The sequence below is a fragment of the Priestia sp. YIM B13489 genome, assembly GCF_042787645.1.
Lineage (GTDB): Bacteria > Bacillota > Bacilli > Bacillales > Bacillaceae_H > Priestia > Priestia megaterium.
On record NZ_JBHZOQ010000053.1, the window covers coordinates 2,518,681 to 2,535,005 of the forward strand.

Consider the following 16,325-nt stretch of genomic DNA (forward strand, 5'->3'; position numbering starts at 1 on the left):
ATTTGTTTACTATGAAAGGAATGGATTTTATGAAGTCTACAGGAATTGTAAGAAAAGTAGATGAATTGGGTCGCGTAGTAATTCCTATTGAATTGCGCCGCATTTTAAATATCAACACAGGTGATCCAGTAGAAATATATGTTGATGAAGATATTATTATTTTACAAAAGTATAGCCCGTATGGTGCTTGCTTAGTAACTGGGGAAATTACGCGTGAAAACTTAACCTTTGGGAATGGAAACGTTGTGTTAAGTAAAAAAGGTGCGGAACAGCTTTTACAAGAGTTAGAGCGTACCTTGAATAAATAAGAAGTTTTAGGCCTTAGTATAAGGAAGAGTATCAATCCATCTTTAAACAAAAAAAGAACGTTCTTTTGAGAACGTTCTTTTTTTGTTTAAGCCGTTCGAGAAGATTTATTCTCCTCTAGCAGCTGTTTTTTTTGTATTTTTATCAAACGATACGCAAGTCCTGTTGCGCCTGCAGCAAGCCCCGCAATTAGTCCAATCCAATAGCCAAACGCCTGTAAATCGGTGTATTTTGCTAAAACAATGCCTAAAGGTAGACCAATTACCCAATAAGATACCAAGGACATTAAAAAGGTAACATTTACATCTTTATATCCTCGCAGAGCGCCTTGAATAGGAGCTTGAAGAGCATCAGAAAGCTGAAAGAAAATTGCATAAATCAAAAAATGAGAAGTTAATGCGAGTACCTCTGCATCTTTTGTATACAAAGAAGCTACTGATTCTCGAAGAGTAAATAAAAGACCTGCGCAAACAAAAGCCATGCCAACAGCGATAGTTACACCGATCCTGCTATAGCTTCGTGCATCTTGATGACGCTTAGCACCCGCTTCAAATCCTACAACAATCGTTAAAGCCATAGAAATACTCAGCGGAATCATATAGAGAAATGAGGCAAAATTAATAGCTGCTTGGTGAGAAGCGATCGTAATGGTATTATACGAGCTCATAAACAGCGTGACGGCTGAAAAAATACTTGTTTCGAAAAAGACCGAAAAACCGATAGGTAAACCAATTTTTAATATTTCTTTCCAAGTAGAAAAAGAGATACGATGAAATTTTTTAAATAAATCGAAGTTAGAAAAAGGTTCTTTTTTATGAATAATTACAATGGATACAATGAGTATGCACCAATACGTAACGGCAGTTGCATAACCAGAGCCTACTCCACCCAAGTGGGGGAAGCCCAGCTTACCGAAGATTAATACATAGTTTAAAGCTACATTAACGGGAAGCCCTAAAATGGTGATAAGCATAGACGTACGAGTTTGCCCTAAAGCATCAATGAAGTTTCGTAAAACAGTATAAATAAAAAGCGGAATAATACCAAAAGATAAAGCAATTAAATACTGTTTGGCAATGCGCATTACGTTTGCTTCTAAATTCATCCCTTTTAAAATAGGATCAACAACAAAAAAGCCGATTAAAATAATAACAACGGCCATTAAAATGGAGACATAAAGCCCTTGAATGACGGAGAACGGAACTTTTTTCTTTTGATTAGCTCCGACAAGCTGTGCAACAATTGGCGTAATAGACATTAAAATTCCGCTTAGCCCTGTAAAAACAGGTACCCATAAGCTTGAACCAATTGCTACCCCTGCCAAGTCATCTGCACTTACCCTTCCTGACATCATCGTATCAAAAAAAGTCATTGAAAACATTCCAAACTGGGTGACCAATATCGGAAATAAAATAAAAACGAACCGCTTAACTTTTTGAGACGTTGAAAACGTTTGTTGCATTAAAAAACCCCCAATTTGAAAACATTTACACCAAAAAGCATTATATCACGCCGTGGCTTGTTTTTGCTAAGAGTTCTGACAATAAATTCAAAGAATGTATCCATAAAACGCGGTGATTTAAAAGGAGTAAAAAGGTAAAACAGTATATGATTTTAATTTTGACATGCAGTGAGCTATGATAGAAAGTATAGTAATTATCATTTAATGTGGAGGGATACGTGTGGATTTACAGTTGCAAAGTAAAAATGTACTTATTACCGGCGGGTCAAAAGGAATTGGGAAGGCTATTGCTGCTTTGTTTATTCAAGAAGGAGCAAACGTTGGAATTGCGGCAAGAGGAGAGGAAGCGTTACAGGATGCACAGTCAGAATTAGAAAACGTGCGTACATATACAGCAGACCTAACAAACGAATCAGACAGAGTTGCATTAATTGAGAAGTTCATTAACGACTTCGGAAGCATTGATATTTTAATTAATAACGCTGGAGGAAGTAATGGAAGCACCGCGATGGAAACAGATTTATCCCTTTTCAAAGAAGCAATGGAGCTTAACTACTTTTCAGCTGTCCACTTGAGCAAGCTAGCAGCGACGCGTATGACAAAAGATGCGGCAATCGTTAATGTTACGTCTATTTTCGGAAGGGAAAGTGGAGGGAAAGTCACGTACAATAACGCAAAATCAGCACTTATCAGCTTTACAAAGTCGTTTGCAGATGAAATGATTTCTAAAGGAATTCGTGTAAATGGAGTAGCGCCGGGAAGCATTTTGCATGAAACGGGTAATTGGAAAAAAAGAATGGATGAAAATCCGGAAAAGATTAAGCAATTTGTTGAAAACGAAATACCAGCAGGGCGCTTTGGAGAGCCGGAAGAAGTGGCAAACGCCGTTGCCTTTTTAGCATCTTCTAAAGCTTCATGGATAGTTGGTGCGACGTTAAACGTAGACGGTGGACAGTCAAAAATGAACTTTTAAAAAAAGTGCAGGAATTTCCTGCACTTTTTCATTATCCAATATCTTTTTGCATAGGAGGAATCTGAAAATCTTCATTAATTGCGTCCGCTGTAAGCTGACCAGATAATGTCACCATTGGCACGCCGCCTCCAGGGTGTGTAGATCCGCCTACAAAATAAAGGTTAGAAAGAAGCTGACTTCTTGCCGGAATTTTAAAACCTCCATTTTTCTTACGGTCAGTTGCTACGCCATAAATGGACCCGCCGTTAGCACCGTAAAGCTCCTGGATATCGTTAGGAGTAAACGTATATTCAAACTCAATGCTTGAACGTAAGTCTTCTAATCCCATTGCCTCAAGCTTTTTCAATACGACATCACGGTAGCCGTCTTTTAATGCAGCCCAGTCGTCGCCTTCTTTTAAAGGAGGTACATGAGTAAGAACGAACAGGTTTTCTTTTCCTTCAGGAGCTTGCGTAGGGTCTGATTTAGACGATACGCCAATGTAAATTGTCGGATCCATGGCTACTTGACCTTTGTTAAAGATTGTATCAAACTCTTCTTTCTGATCCTTTGAGAAGAAGAAATTATGATGTTGAAGCTGCTTGTACTGTTTGTTAACCCCTAATAAAAGAACAAGGCCAGAAACAGTAGGTTCAAATTTTGCAAGCTGTTGAGTTTGCTTAGCTGCTTGCGCATGATTTTTTAATAAATAGCGGTAAGTTGGAATCGCTTCTAGATTAGATACCACAATATCTGCTGATAGATTCTCGCCATTTTCTAGTGTAATTCCAGTTGCCTTTGCTCCGTTTGTTGTAATTTCTTTTACCGGCGTATTTAGATGCACAGTGACGCCAAGTTCTTGAAGGAGCTTATCCATCGCTTCAGCAATTTTGTACATTCCGCCTTTTACGTAATAAATACCTAATCCTAGCTGAACGTGAGCAAGCTGTGTTAATACAGCCGGTGCATGATAAGGAGAAGAACCGATGTACATAATTAAAAAATTAAACAATTGACGCAAATGTTTGTTTGAAAAATATTTGCGTGTAGTAGCATCCATAGATCTCATTGGATCCATTTGAAGCAGTTCTTTTACCGTGTGCATCGTTCGTAAATCGTGAAGTCCAGATAAACTTTTTTTATAAAAACTTTTTAAGTTTGATTCATACATTTTATTTGCATAAGATAAATAGTCAAAAAAACCTTCAATGTCTTCTGGAGCAAGTTCTTGAAGCTGCTGAAGCATGCGAGGAAGGTCACTGGTCAAATCAATTTGTGTTCCATCTTGGAAAAAAGTTCTCCACTGAGGCTCAATTCGTTCTATTGTTAAGTAGTCGTGGATATTGCGGCCTGCACTGTCAAACAGCTGCTCTAGCACCCACGGCATTGTTAAAATAGAAGGTCCCGTATCGAAAGAAAATCCTTTGCCGCTGCGAATATTTAACTTACCGCCAATTCGCTCGCTTTTTTCAACGATTGTTACATCATATCCATCAGCTGACAGACGAATAGCAGCTGACAGACCACCTAAACCTGCGCCTACAACAATTACTTTCTTTTTCATCTTTTTCCTCCTTATAAAACAAAAGCGAGTTGTCAACAATGTGTATAAAATGACTTCACGCAAAATAAAAATAGGTCTACAACTTTTTATTTTGTCCAGTTTGCTAATTTTCATACGTGAAGGAAAGGAGAAAAGGATGTCTTTTTTACTGGTTGCTCTTGTCTTGACAGCTACGCTTGTCATCACTATCCCTACATTTAAACGTGTAAAAATAGTAAGAAACAATATGTCATGTTTGTCCATTATTATTCCAGCTAGAAATGAAGAAAGAAACCTTACCTTTTTATTGCAGTCACTCCAGTTACGGAACGCTGACTTTGAAGTGATTGTTGTAGATGACAACTCAACAGATAATACTGAGAGGGTAGCCAAAGCATTTGGCGTAAAAGTAGTGCAACCGGGCGCACTTCCAGCTGGGTGGCTAGGAAAGTCATGGGCATGCTGGAATGGAGCACGAGAAGCAAAAGGCTCGGTGCTTTTGTTTTTAGATGCTGATATTACAGTAGAGAAAGACGGAATTGAAAAAGTATTTTTCTATTATCAACAGCAAGGGGGGGTGCTGTCGGTTCATCCTTATCACCTTGTTAAGAGGCCTTATGAAATGCTTTCTGCTTTATTTCACTATGTTACGTTTGCATCGATTGGCGCGTTTCACCCCTTTAAAAATTGGAAAAGTCCTTCTGTCGGTTTCGGGCAGTGCTTGCTTTGCAGCGCAGCCTCCTACTTTCAAAGCGGAGGCCACGAAGGGATAAAAAAAGAAGTGGTTGAAAATATGGCGCTGGTTGAGAAAATGAACAAACAAGGTGAATTTATTACGTGTATGAGTGGACAGGGAGCTTTTTCCATGCGCATGTATCCAAATGGTATGAAAAGCCTTATAAGAGGGTGGAGTAAAAGTTTTGCTTCAGGTGCGGGGAAAACGGAAGCCATTTATTTATTTCTAGTAAGCTTGTGGCTTACTAGTATGATTAATTATATCCTTTTTTTACCTACTCTATGGAATCAACATGCAGGCTTGGCAATTAGCAGCTATATTTGCTATGTAAGCCTCTTATTTAATAGCTTAAGGAAAATAGGTTCGTTTACTTTTTTTTCTTTGTGCTTATTTCCTATTCATGTACTGTTTTTTCTGGGTCTATTCGTATGGTCTTTCGTCCAAACGGCGGTGAGAAAGCAAGTTAAATGGAAAGAACGCAGCATATCTATAGAAGAAGAAAAAAAGAAGAAAGTGATAAAATGACAGGTGCTCAGCTCTTAATTAATATCATGGCATGGTTTGTGATTCACATGTTGATCGCCTACAGATGCACAAAAATTTCTGCCTTTTATTTAAAGAAGGACCTTGCGCTGTTTAAGGTTCAAAGCTGGGAAACAGTTGGGATATATAAAAAATTCGGGGTGCACCGATGGAAAACGTGGCTTCCTGATGCAGGAAAGCTATTTAAACGAGGATTTTATAAAAAGAAATGGGAGAGTAGAACGAAGGAATATGCACAGCTTTTTTTAATTGAAACAAATCGAGCAGAGTTAACTCACTGGATCAGCATACTTCCTTCTATTCTTTTTTTTATATGGAACTCTCCTTCTATAGGTGTTTGGATGGTTATTTATGCGATTGTCGCAAACGTACCGTTTATTTTGGTTCAACGATATAATCGAATACGAATTCATCAAGTCGTTTTGAAACTCAAATGAAATTAATTCACGTGCCTTTGGCTCCGAGTAGGGGCCTCGGTTTTTATTTTTTTCTCCTTATTCGAAGACAACAACCTCTTGGATAAAAGAAAAAAAGAAGCAAAGGCGATATAAATACTAAAAAAGACTAAAAATCCCCATAAACCTGCTATGGCATCATCAAATTCCATATTGCCTCGGGTGGTAATTCCTTGCTGAATTTCAATGGCAAAAACTAAGACAAGCATAACGGTAAGGGTATAGATAAAAGAAATAGCTGTAATACTAAATTTCCACTTTGACAATAATTTAAAGATCATATAAACGCTTAAAAACGTGAGCAGTCCAATAATACCAATAATCCAGAAGTGAAGTTCTTTATCTGAAAGAGAAAATCCTAGTAAATAAAAAATATAAATTAATCCGTCGTGCAATACATTAATAATATTTGTAATGAAAACAATACATTCTTTCATTTTTTCTCCTTTATAAAAATGTAAGACGTTTAAACTTCTAGGTATACAAGCATGCATAGCCCATACTCATTCCAATTTTATATAAAAAATGCACTTTCTAGATCAGACGTTAAAGAGATCTGAAATTTCAAATAATATTTATAATTTATATTATAAACAAAAAGGTAAAAAAATAAAAATTTTCGATGCAAACTGACACATTTTTTTCAAATTTAAGGAAAGAAATAACTCAAAATATGTGGTTTACTGTAGAAAGAAAAGAAAATAAGAGGTATTAGTATAACAAATATTCACAAGCGCTTTTATGCATTCTCTTGTAAAGGAGAAGGAAAACTAAGGCAAGTGTTAAATTTATATGTATAGTGGACAAAATAAAAAATAAATATAAAATAGTGAAACTTAAAGAGAAGCTGTCCGTATTAAATAGTGAGAAGAAAAAAAGCATAGGAAACATTTGTGTTTGAAAGCCGATATAGCTGGGAATAAGAAAGTAGTTATTTTCTCACGTTTGGTGAAAATTATACGTAGCGGTGTTGACAATTTTTTTTAAAGAGTTAAAATGTGAAAGAACAGATTAGCTCTCTTACATTTTTTGTAAGGGAGATTTCTTTTTACATTTACTATAAAAATAAAAGTGAGCTTAAATTTCAATAGAGACAGAGGTGGGAATATGAAACAGCTCATGACAAACGGTAAAAATATTTTTTCGAAACAGCTGCCGTTATTTCTAATTGCAGTTTTGTTGTTTTGGATTAAAACGTATACCGTTTATCGTATCGAATTTAACTTAGGGCTAGATAATTTTATGCAAAAGTTTTTACTTTTCATAAACCCAATTGGTTCGGCAATTTTCTTTTTTGCCATTGCACTACTATTTAAAGGGCGGGGAAAAGTACGAGCACTGCTTGGAATGAATTTTTTACTTTCATTCATCCTGTACGCAAATGTAGTATACTATCGCTTCTTTAATGATTTTATTACTGTTCCTGTATTGACTCAGTCAAACAACTTTGGTCAATTAGGCGGCAGTGCCATGGCTTTAATTAGCCCAACTGATATTTTATACTTCACAGATTTCTTTATTCTTTTAGTTTTAGTACTATGGAAAAAAGTTGACTTACCAGCAACAATTAGTCGACGTACTGTGACAGGTGTATTTTTATCAGGGATTTTATTCTTAAGTGCCAACATCGCACTAGCGGAAATGGATCGTCCTCAACTATTAACAAGAACATTTGACCGCAACTATTTAGTAAAATATTTAGGAACGTATAACTATACGATCTATGACATCATCCAGAGCTCGAAATCTTCAGCACAGCGCGCGCTAGCAGATAGCAGTGATGTGGCTGAGGTAGAGAACTATGCAAAAGCAACATATGCTGAGCCGAACAAAGAATATTTCGGTCAAGCAAAAGGCAAAAACGTCATCTATATTTCATTAGAGTCACTTCAGTCATTTATGATTGGTTATAAGTTAAATGGTGAAGAAGTAACGCCGTTCTTAAATTCACTACTAAAAGATCAGAACACAATGTATTTCGATAACTTCTTCCATCAAACAGGGCAAGGTAAAACGTCAGATGCTGAATTCATGATGGAGAACTCATTATTCGGCTTACCTCAAGGTTCTGTATTTACAACAAAAGCAAATAACACCTATCAGTCGCTATCTGGTATTCTAGATCAGCAAGGCTATACAACATCTGTGTTCCACGGAAATGGAAAATCGTTCTGGAACCGTGATGAAATGTATAAATCAATGGGTGTAGAAAAATTCTTTGATTCAGCTTATTACAATATGTCAGACGAAGATACGCTGAACTATGGTTTAAAAGATAAACCATTCTTTAAAGAATCAATGCCGTACCTAAAAGGCTTAAAGCAGCCATTTAGCGCGAAGTTCATTACGTTATCAAACCACTTCCCTTATCCGCTAGATAAGGAAGACCAAACGATTGGACCTCACAATACGGGAGATAAGTCAGTTGACCAATACTTCCAAACGGCTCGTTATTTAGATGAATCAATTAAGCAATTCTTTGAGGATTTACAGGCCTCTGGCTTAGCAGACAATACGATGGTCGTGATGTACGGTGACCACTACGGTATTTCTGAAAACCATAAGCGTGCAATGGGCAAAGTAATGGGTAAAAACATCAATGATTTTGAACAAGCTCAACTGCAGCGCGTACCATTATTTATTACTTCACCAGGCCTTAAAGGCGGCGTAAATCATACGTATGGCGGAGACGTAGATGTTCGTCCAACAGTGATGCATTTATTAGGTCTTGATACAAAAGACTATATTGACTTTGGTACAGACTTATTATCAAAAGAACATCAGCAAGTTGTACCTTTCCGTAACGGTGACTTTGTTACACCTAAGGTAACAAAAGTTGATCAGAAAGTGTATGACAACGCAACGGGCAAGCAGCTTTCAGATAAGGAAGCGAAACAGTATGATAAGTATGATGAACTAGTTAAGAAAAAGCTAGAACTATCAGATAAACTTGTTTACGGAGATTTACTCCGCTTTCATACACCAGAAGGGTTCAAACCAATTGAACGCTCGAAGTATGATTACAACAAGCGCGAAGATCAATAAAAAACAGGCAGCTTTTAATAGCTGCCTGTTTTTTTGTTTTGTGAAACCTTTAAAGGTTTTATCCGTATATAAATTATAACAGTAATCGTTTTAAGAGACGGGAAGACAATGGTATAATATGTATACGTTTAAAAGTTCGGTCACATTTGAGATAGGAGTGAAAGCGATGAAAGTCGTTCGAATCATAAAAAAGATTCTTGCCATTTGGGCAACAGGAGCAGTAGCCGTTCCGGTCAGCTATTTTGGATTTAGTACCACGATGACTCAATCCTTTGGCATTAGTATAGGAGTAATGGTCGTGATGAGCCTGTTTTTTATTATGAGCAGTGCTCGACGTCATTATCAAAATCCGTATAGAGAAGAAATTGCATACGTTCGTCATCAAGTAAAAGAGGCAAGAAAGCAATTAAGAACCATTGGAAGCTATCGTTTTAAAATTCGGTCTGTTCATATGTGGACAGAACTTTCTAAACTACACAAAGTAGGTAAAAGCATCATTGAAATGGTAGAAAAAGAGCCCGCACGATATAAAGATGTTCAGCCTTTTTTTACGAACTACTTACAATCAACGGTTACCGTCATTGAAAGGTATATGTTTTTATTATCAAAACCAACGAAAAGCATAGAAGTAAAAGAAAGTCTTCATGAAGCGGAAGACATGCTGCGCGGGTTATCAGGGAAGTATGAGCATTTATTAACAAATGCTCTTTCACAAGATAAGCTGACGTTAGATGTAGAGCTTAAAGTGCTAAAACAAGCATTTGAAGAAGAGCAGCCGTATATACCGACAGCTACTAATCGCACGAAGTAACGTAAATGCAAAGGATGGGATTTTATGATGAAAGAATATAATCAAAATCAATCGTTAGATGCGCTGCTTGATGATCCTTTTGCGTCGCCTACCCCGCAGGTACAATCGGACTCTCGCGCTGCAAAAAGAAACACATACGATGATTTGACACCGGAATATCAGGAAAAAGCACAGAAAATCGCAAATCAAATTGATTATAAAAATCAGCAGGCTATCTTACAGTATGGGGTAGCAGCTCAGTCAGAACTATCTCAGTTTTCTCAATCTGTACTACAGCATGTGCAAACGAAAGATACGGGACCAGTAGGAGATGTTATAGGAGATTTAATGAGTAAGATTCGCCAAGTGAATCCCGATGATTTTTCTGCAAAGAAAAAAGGAGTCATCGGTCGATTATTTTCAGGAGTCTCTAGGCCTATTCAAAATTTATTAACAAAATATCAAAGCATTAATGTTGAAATTGATAAAATTGCAGATAAGTTAGAGCGCTCAAAACAAATGCTGTATCGAGACATTACGATGCTAGATAGCTTATATGATAAAAATAAACAGTTTTACGAGGCGCTTAACGTCTACATTGCAGCGGCCGAATACAAGTTAGTGGCGCTGCAGAATGAAACGCTGCCCCAGCTTCAGCAAACAGCATCTCAAAAAAATGACTATTTGATGGCTCAGGAGGTCAATGATTTAAATCAATTTATCAATAGGCTAGAAAAACGAGTGCATGATTTAAAACTGAGCCGTCAAATTGCCATTCAAAGTGCACCGCAGATTCGATTAATTCAAGAAGTCAATCAGACCCTTGTGGAAAAAATTCAAAGCTCTATTTTAACAGCTATTCCACTTTGGAAAAATCAAGTAGTAATCGCAACCACTTTATTACGCCAAAAGAAAGCAATGGAAGCCCAAAAGCAAGTATCTAAGACAACAAACGACTTGCTTACTAAAAATTCAGAGCTGCTCAAGCAGAACACGATTGAAGTAGCTCGTGAAAACGAGGCGGGGATTGTCGATATCGAAACATTGAAAAAAACGCAGTCCGATTTGATTACCACGTTAGAAGAAGTGCTAAAGATACAAGAAGAAGGACGTACGAAGCGTACCGAGGCAGAATCAGAGCTGTATCAAATGGAAAAAGATTTAAAAACTAAACTATTAGATATGAAATAAAAAAAAGTCGGTTTACACACTTTGTAAACCGACTTTTTCTCTGTTTTATGCATTTTGAAGCGTTCTCGCCATTTCTAAAAATGGAGTTAAATCTCTTTCAGATTTAGGAGCAAAGATCGTTAATCGGAAAGTAGGGTGTTGATTTTGCTTTCGAACGAGAAAACCGTATGCGTTACTTTTATCATCTGATGCTTTGTACGCAGCTGCTATCTCTAAGTTATGGTGAATGAGGTGCGTATCAAGGGAAGCCACTTCTGAAAAGCCAGCTCTTAAAATTTTTTTTGTTTCTTTATTGAGCTCATCTACACTTTTATTTGGTGGAAACACTTCAATCCGCATCCACAAAGCATCATTTTTTTTGTTGTAAATGACATCTTTTCGTGGCTCTTCTTCTGTAAACTTGTATCCTTCTAGTACGTAAAGCGTATAGTTTTGATTGGTGCTTTTTTTAAGATAACCTACCTCTGTTCTGCTGCTTCCTTTGTAAGGATAGGTGAACTTTTGCTGTGGCAAGCGTTCTTTTGGAATTTCTTCTTGTGTGTTAATAAGCTCTTCACGAAAAGCAGTTGAGCAGCCACTCATCAAACATATAAAGCAAACAAGAAATATCTTTTTTTTCATAGCTGGCTTCCTTATCTATTTTCATTCATGCGTTTTTACTGAGTTAACAATTGAAATTAACTTTTTTTCATCATCAGAATTTTTAGCTGTAATCATCGTGATTTTTAAAGCAGGGTGCCCCTTTGTTTCTCTTAGTACATATAGCTTTGCCGTTTCTTTTTTACTCCCGGATGTAGATGCAAACACAACAGGCTGAATAAATAGGGATGTAGAAGAAATTTTTAACGATTTTCCAAACTGGTCATCAAATAATTCTTTTGAGCGATCTAGATATGATTTGCTTGTACTTTCTTTCCTGGAAAGGACTTCAATTCGCATCCACGTATAGGGAGTCTTGGTTGAAAAAAGAATATCTTTTCCATCCTCTTCTTTTTGAAGCGTATATTCATTGGGCAATGAAAGAGAATATCCTTGTTCGCTTACGGTCAGCTGCTGATGTTTCGTATTGCTTTCACTGACTGCTTTAACAGAAGGCAGTATAACCATGGTTGTGCTTATCATTAACAGAAAAGCTAAATAAAATTTTCGCATGTATATATCTCCTATTCAAAACGCTAGACAGCGTGTAGTTACTATAAAAAAATGTTTTCGCCATATTAGAACCCGTAGGTTTATTTTTGACTTTTTGGTAAAGCTAAAAACACAATCAATTAGTAATGGAGAGAAGACTATGAAAAACCGTAAATCAACTTCTGCAGCTAATCGCCGTCAACAGCGCGTGTGTTTAGGTGATGAACGATTATTTGCAGTTGGTATTAAAGCGTTTATTGACAATACGCATGAAGCACACCTAGACAAAAAAGGAGGTCATTGAGTGAAATGGTACTTGTCAATTATCATTATTGTTTCCATTAATTTCTATGGTATTCAGGCGGATGCTGCAAAGAAGAGCAGATTTTATTATGAAAAAAAAGGAGATATCGTGTGGGAAGTTCCCATGAAAGACGAGAAGTTAATTGCGCTTACATTTGATGATGGACCAGATCCTAAATATACGCCGACCATTTTGAATTTATTGCAAGAGTACGGTGCCAAAGCAACTTTTTTTGTAGTCGGAGATCGAGTAACGTCGTTTCCCAAGCTTGCTCAAAGAGAAGTTCGTGAAGGGCATGAACTTGCTAATCATACATATAGCCATTTGAAAGTAAGGGGTCAGGAAGTAGAGAGAATTGAACAAGAAATTGAAAAAGCGGATGAACGTATACAAGCTATTACAGGAATAAAACCTTACCTGTTTCGTCCACCTACTGGCTATTATGACGATCGTGTAGTAAAAGCTGCTAAAAATCAGCAGTATACCATTATTCTTTGGTCTTGGCATCAAGATACATTTGATTGGAGAAATCCAGGCGTAGGTAAAATTGTAAGTCAAGTGCTTAACCATGCCAGGTCAGGAGATATTGTATTGTTTCATGATACGGGAGGAGATCGAACCCAAACCATTGAAGCATTAAAACAAATTTTACCGAAGTTAAAGGAAGAGGGGTATAAATTTGTAACGGTCTCAGAACTTTTAAAACATCACCCCAATTATAAATCTCTTTATTTGATGCAACAGCAAAAACAGCACTCCGTTCAATAATCGGGTGCTGTTTTTCTCGTAAAGACTTTAACCAATTTTTTAACTAGTTTTTCCTTCTCTTTCGTCCCCATCAGACGTATTTTTTTGGAAAAATGCTTTTACTTTATCCCGTTTTTTCTTCGAAATAAGAATATATAATGTATCACCTGCAAAAATTTGTGTATTTCCTCTAGGGGTAAGTAGTTTATCATCTCGAATAACAGCAGTCACTAAAATGTCTTCAGGGAGGTGAAGTTCTTCAAGCGATTTTCCTGATATATCTGCATGTTCCACGAGCTTCAACTCAATCATTTCATTTTTGGTTTTGCCCATCGAAACAAGCTCGAGACTGTGAGGAACCGTCTCTTTTTCACCTTGAGAAAGGTTTAGAAATTTGGCTAAAGGAGCGATTGTTGCTCCTTGAAGAAGAGCGGAAGTTAAGACAACAAAGAAAACGACGTTAAAAATGAGCGTGCTGTTCTCCAAACCTGCCATCATAGGATAAGTAGCCAATACAATTGGAACAGCTCCTTTTAAACCGGCCCAAGAAATAAACAGTTTTTCTTTGGAAGAATATTTAGCAAACATCATCGAAAGAAATACGCCGAGTGGACGAGCGACAAACATAAGTAAAAGAGATAACAGTATACCTTGCCAAATGATATCTAGCAGTTGATTAGGAAAGACAAGAAGGCCGAGTAAAATAAACATTAAAATTTGCATCATCCATGCAAAACCTTCGTTAAAGCGGACAATTGTGTGACGATAAGTTAGATCTGCATTTCCTACTACCACTGCCATTACATATACAGCAAGTAGACCGCTTGCTTCTACAAATGTGGAAATTCCATAGGTTAAGGCGGCCAATGACAATGTAAGCACAGGGTAAAGACCTGAAGAATCCAAATTAATTCGATTAATAATCCAAACGGATGCTTTTCCGAGTACTAAACCAAGTACCAGCCCGATTCCCATTTGCCAAAAGAAATTAAGGATTAATGAGAGGATAGGAGAGTCCGGATGTTGAATTAATTCAATAATAGAAACGGTTAAGAAGATGGCCATCGGATCATTGGAACCAGATTCTGCTTCTAGCGTGGAGTTTAATTTTTGGCGGATATTCTGTGTCCCTAGTACAGAGAACACGGCTGCAGCATCTGTAGAGCCAACGATTGCCCCAAATAAAAAGCCTTCAAGCCAAGTAACACCTAAAATATATTTGGCAAGTACACCCGTTAAAACTGTCGTAATGAGGACTCCGAAAGTAGCTAATGAAACGGAAGGGCGAACAACGCGTTTAACATCTTTCCATTTGGTCTGCACGCCTCCATCAAAAAGAATAATGATAAGCGCTAATATTCCGAATCCTTGTGTTAAAAGAGCATTGTCAAAGTAGATGTAGTGGCTAACAACCATTCCTACAATAATAAAGAGTACAAGCGAAGGGACTCCAAGGCGAGTAGAGAACTTTGCAGTAAGTACCCCTATGACAAGGAGAATAGATAGCAAAAGAATTGAATGGTCTACCGTAAAATCCAAAAAATACACCTCTTTTGTTCAAAATTTTTATGTAAGCAATAAATGAGGTTCCTCTATAATAATTGTAGCATAATGGATTTAAAACCTTGAGAAATCTGCTTATCAAAAAAAGAGATGCATAAACATCTCTTTTTTTGATCATGTATGAATAACAGGGACAGATTCTTATTTAACATCTTGCTCGTGATAAAGATGAGGAGCTTTAAATGTTGCTTTCTTTTTAACTGAAGAACCTTGTTGATCGGGACGGGAACGATCGTAAATAGCTGTTCCAACAATCTCAGCCACATCTTGAAGTTTTTCTTTGCTTATTTTATCAAGGGTATCTTCAGGCGTATGATACCAAGGTTCAGACGGACTGTGAATAAATAGAGCAGCCGGTATTCCTGCCTCTGCAAAAGGAACGTGATCACTGCGGCCGCCAGCTTGGAATGGCGTAGGTGATCCATTTAATCTTGTACTTGAAGCTTGAGCTAATTCTGTGACAAGATTTGGTGTTCCATCAGCTGTATTCATCACCAAATCTCCCGCATCTCGACTTCCCACCATGTCTAAATTAAACATTCCAACAATACGATTTTTCTCATCTTCAGATAGCTCACTAACATAATGCTCGGATCCTAGTAAACCTACTTCTTCAGCTCCGAATGTAACAAATCGCAGTTCTGTATCAGTAGGAAGAGTTTTAAATACGCGAGCTAATTCAAGCACCATTGCTGTTCCAGAAGCATCGTCATTTGCCCCAGGCGCTCCGGCCACAGAATCATGATGAGCACCTACTACAATAATATCATTTGTTCCTTTTTTCTTAAAAGTAGAAGGTTTAGTAGCGGTTACATTATAAGATGTTCGCTCACTTACGACAGCTCCTTCAATTTTTACTGTACCTGAAGGCTTTTCGCCTTTTTGAATAGAAGTAAGAATCTTTTCACCTTCTTCTTTGGTAACAGCAAGAGACGGAATGTAGTTATCATTAGCGCCGCCAAGCGTTCCGCTTAGCTCACCGTCTGTATTATTAAAAATAATGACGGCTGCAGCCCCTTTTTCAGCAGCATTTAATACTTTTTCACCAAAAGTAATAGTGCCTCGCTGAACTAATACAATTTTACCTGTTACATCTTTGTTTGCTAAATTATCTTTTGTACCCAGCCCTCCATCTACAATTTCAGCAGTGACATTTCCATTGGTGCTATAAGTAAAAGTTGTTGGAGAGTAGCTGGTACCGTTTACGCTTAGTGAAAAACTAGCTGCTGGTGTGTAACCGGTAAAGGTAAAAGGCTCTACTGCGCTCTCATAGCCTAGTTTAGACAAACGCTTTTGAACAAATGTAGCAGCTTCGCGTTCAGCTTCAGTTCCTGCCACACGAGGTTTTTTTGAGAGATACGCAATGTCTTGATAAATTTTCTCAGCATTGATTTTTTTTAATGCTTTTTGTTCAGAACTTTGATGGTGAGAAGCATTTGCAGAAGTAGAAGCTTGTACACTTGTAAAAGATAAAGTCAAACTTGTTGCTACAGCCAAAGAAATCACGGTTTTTTTTATTAAAATCCCCCTAAATTTATCGATGTAGTTGGTACTACT

Annotated in this window: 16 protein-coding genes; 9 read left to right on the top strand and 7 right to left on the bottom strand. The window is 37.2% G+C overall.

The genetic code is table 11. The features are described from left to right. Positions 1-29: 29 nt before the first annotated feature. Positions 30-308: an AbrB/MazE/SpoVT family DNA-binding domain-containing protein gene (locus tag ACFX4W_RS18650; protein ID WP_025752053.1), complete on the top strand. Its 279-nt coding sequence runs from the start codon at positions 30-32 to the stop codon at positions 306-308. 86 nt (positions 309-394) lie between these two features. Here the strand turns inward: ACFX4W_RS18650 and ACFX4W_RS18655 are convergent, their stop codons facing one another. After that, on the bottom strand, positions 395-1,768 hold the full coding sequence (locus tag ACFX4W_RS18655; protein ID WP_098249889.1) for an MATE family efflux transporter: 1,374 nt from the start codon (positions 1,766-1,768) through the stop codon (positions 395-397). A 220-nt stretch (positions 1,769-1,988) separates the two neighbouring features. Here ACFX4W_RS18655 and ACFX4W_RS18660 point away from each other — a divergent pair, with 220 nt between their 5' ends. Next, entirely contained in the window at positions 1,989-2,741 is a 753-nt protein-coding gene (locus tag ACFX4W_RS18660) for an SDR family NAD(P)-dependent oxidoreductase (RefSeq protein ID WP_013082864.1), read from the top strand. A 31-nt stretch (positions 2,742-2,772) separates the two neighbouring features. Here ACFX4W_RS18660 and ACFX4W_RS18665 read toward each other — a convergent pair whose 3' ends face one another. Further along, positions 2,773-4,284 (bottom strand): phytoene desaturase family protein, encoded by a 1,512-nt coding sequence (locus ACFX4W_RS18665; protein ID WP_162214105.1) that lies wholly within the window; start codon positions 4,282-4,284, stop codon positions 2,773-2,775. 136 nt (positions 4,285-4,420) lie between these two features. On the opposite strand from ACFX4W_RS18665, the gene ACFX4W_RS18670 reads away from it, so the two are divergent. Both ACFX4W_RS18670 and ACFX4W_RS18675 read left to right on the top strand, forming a co-directional pair. Continuing rightward, the gene (locus tag ACFX4W_RS18670; protein WP_162214106.1) at positions 4,421-5,524 is read left to right on the top strand and encodes a glycosyltransferase family 2 protein; all 1,104 of its coding nucleotides are present in this window, start codon (positions 4,421-4,423) and stop codon (positions 5,522-5,524) included. Further along, on the top strand, positions 5,467-5,979 hold the full coding sequence (locus ACFX4W_RS18675; protein ID WP_016763851.1) for a glycosyl-4,4'-diaponeurosporenoate acyltransferase CrtO family protein: 513 nt from the start codon (positions 5,467-5,469) through the stop codon (positions 5,977-5,979). The genes ACFX4W_RS18670 and ACFX4W_RS18675 overlap by 58 nt, the downstream gene beginning before the upstream one ends. A gap of 2 nt (positions 5,980-5,981) precedes the next feature. On the opposite strand, the gene ACFX4W_RS18680 is transcribed toward ACFX4W_RS18675, so the two are convergent. After that, on the bottom strand, positions 5,982-6,434 hold the full coding sequence (locus ACFX4W_RS18680; RefSeq protein WP_013082868.1) for a hypothetical protein: 453 nt from the start codon (positions 6,432-6,434) through the stop codon (positions 5,982-5,984). Positions 6,435-7,104: 670 nt separating this feature from the next. Here ACFX4W_RS18680 and ltaS point away from each other — a divergent pair. From ltaS to ACFX4W_RS18695, 3 genes are all read left to right on the top strand, one after another. Next, positions 7,105-9,042, top strand: a complete 1,938-nt coding sequence (gene ltaS, locus ACFX4W_RS18685; protein ID WP_013056729.1) for a lipoteichoic acid synthase — start codon at positions 7,105-7,107, stop codon at positions 9,040-9,042. Between the two features lie 166 nt (positions 9,043-9,208). Then, positions 9,209-9,853: a 5-bromo-4-chloroindolyl phosphate hydrolysis family protein gene (locus ACFX4W_RS18690; protein WP_043982059.1), complete on the top strand. Its 645-nt coding sequence runs from the start codon at positions 9,209-9,211 to the stop codon at positions 9,851-9,853. Between the two features lie 24 nt (positions 9,854-9,877). Continuing rightward, complete coding sequence (locus ACFX4W_RS18695) at positions 9,878-11,023, top strand: toxic anion resistance protein (RefSeq protein WP_013056731.1); 1,146 nt, start codon at positions 9,878-9,880, stop codon at positions 11,021-11,023. Between the two features lie 45 nt (positions 11,024-11,068). Here ACFX4W_RS18695 and ACFX4W_RS18700 read toward each other — a convergent pair whose 3' ends face one another. Together ACFX4W_RS18700 and ACFX4W_RS18705 are read right to left on the bottom strand one after the other, a co-directional pair. Continuing rightward, entirely contained in the window at positions 11,069-11,644 is a 576-nt protein-coding gene (locus ACFX4W_RS18700; RefSeq protein ID WP_043982060.1) for a hypothetical protein, read from the bottom strand. Between the two features lie 21 nt (positions 11,645-11,665). Beyond that, entirely contained in the window at positions 11,666-12,175 is a 510-nt protein-coding gene (locus ACFX4W_RS18705; protein WP_043982061.1) for a hypothetical protein, read from the bottom strand. A gap of 139 nt (positions 12,176-12,314) precedes the next feature. Here ACFX4W_RS18705 and ACFX4W_RS18710 point away from each other — a divergent pair, with 139 nt between their 5' ends. Beyond that, the gene (locus tag ACFX4W_RS18710) at positions 12,315-12,458 is read left to right on the top strand and encodes a hypothetical protein (protein WP_165575249.1); all 144 of its coding nucleotides are present in this window, start codon (positions 12,315-12,317) and stop codon (positions 12,456-12,458) included. Beyond that, positions 12,459-13,226: a polysaccharide deacetylase family protein gene (locus tag ACFX4W_RS18715; RefSeq protein ID WP_043982062.1), complete on the top strand. Its 768-nt coding sequence runs from the start codon at positions 12,459-12,461 to the stop codon at positions 13,224-13,226. 39 nt (positions 13,227-13,265) lie between these two features. Here the strand turns inward: ACFX4W_RS18715 and ACFX4W_RS18720 are convergent, their stop codons facing one another. Together ACFX4W_RS18720 and ACFX4W_RS18725 are read right to left on the bottom strand one after the other, a co-directional pair. Continuing rightward, positions 13,266-14,744 (bottom strand): potassium/proton antiporter, encoded by a 1,479-nt coding sequence (locus ACFX4W_RS18720; protein WP_043982063.1) that lies wholly within the window; start codon positions 14,742-14,744, stop codon positions 13,266-13,268. A gap of 165 nt (positions 14,745-14,909) precedes the next feature. Then, on the bottom strand, positions 14,910-16,286 hold the full coding sequence (locus ACFX4W_RS18725) for a M28 family peptidase (RefSeq protein WP_162214109.1): 1,377 nt from the start codon (positions 16,284-16,286) through the stop codon (positions 14,910-14,912). Positions 16,287-16,325: the final 39 nt, after the last annotated feature.

Coding starts and splice junctions, on each gene's coding strand:
- ACFX4W_RS18670 (WP_162214106.1), top strand. CDS start 4,421: ATGTCTTTTTTACTGGTTGCTCTTGTCTTGACAGCTACGCTTGTCATC.
- ACFX4W_RS18665 (WP_162214105.1), bottom strand. CDS start 4,284: ATGAAAAAGAAAGTAATTGTTGTAGGCGCAGGTTTAGGTGGTCTGTCA.
- ACFX4W_RS18700 (WP_043982060.1), bottom strand. CDS start 11,644: ATGAAAAAAAAGATATTTCTTGTTTGCTTTATATGTTTGATGAGTGGC.
- ltaS (WP_013056729.1), top strand. CDS start 7,105: ATGAAACAGCTCATGACAAACGGTAAAAATATTTTTTCGAAACAGCTG.
- ACFX4W_RS18650 (WP_025752053.1), top strand. CDS start 30: ATGAAGTCTACAGGAATTGTAAGAAAAGTAGATGAATTGGGTCGCGTA.
- ACFX4W_RS18705 (WP_043982061.1), bottom strand. CDS start 12,175: ATGCGAAAATTTTATTTAGCTTTTCTGTTAATGATAAGCACAACCATG.
- ACFX4W_RS18710 (WP_165575249.1), top strand. CDS start 12,315: ATGAAAAACCGTAAATCAACTTCTGCAGCTAATCGCCGTCAACAGCGC.
- ACFX4W_RS18675 (WP_016763851.1), top strand. CDS start 5,467: ATGGAAAGAACGCAGCATATCTATAGAAGAAGAAAAAAAGAAGAAAGT.
- ACFX4W_RS18690 (WP_043982059.1), top strand. CDS start 9,209: ATGAAAGTCGTTCGAATCATAAAAAAGATTCTTGCCATTTGGGCAACA.
- ACFX4W_RS18695 (WP_013056731.1), top strand. CDS start 9,878: ATGATGAAAGAATATAATCAAAATCAATCGTTAGATGCGCTGCTTGAT.
- ACFX4W_RS18680 (WP_013082868.1), bottom strand. CDS start 6,434: ATGAAAGAATGTATTGTTTTCATTACAAATATTATTAATGTATTGCAC.
- ACFX4W_RS18655 (WP_098249889.1), bottom strand. CDS start 1,768: ATGCAACAAACGTTTTCAACGTCTCAAAAAGTTAAGCGGTTCGTTTTT.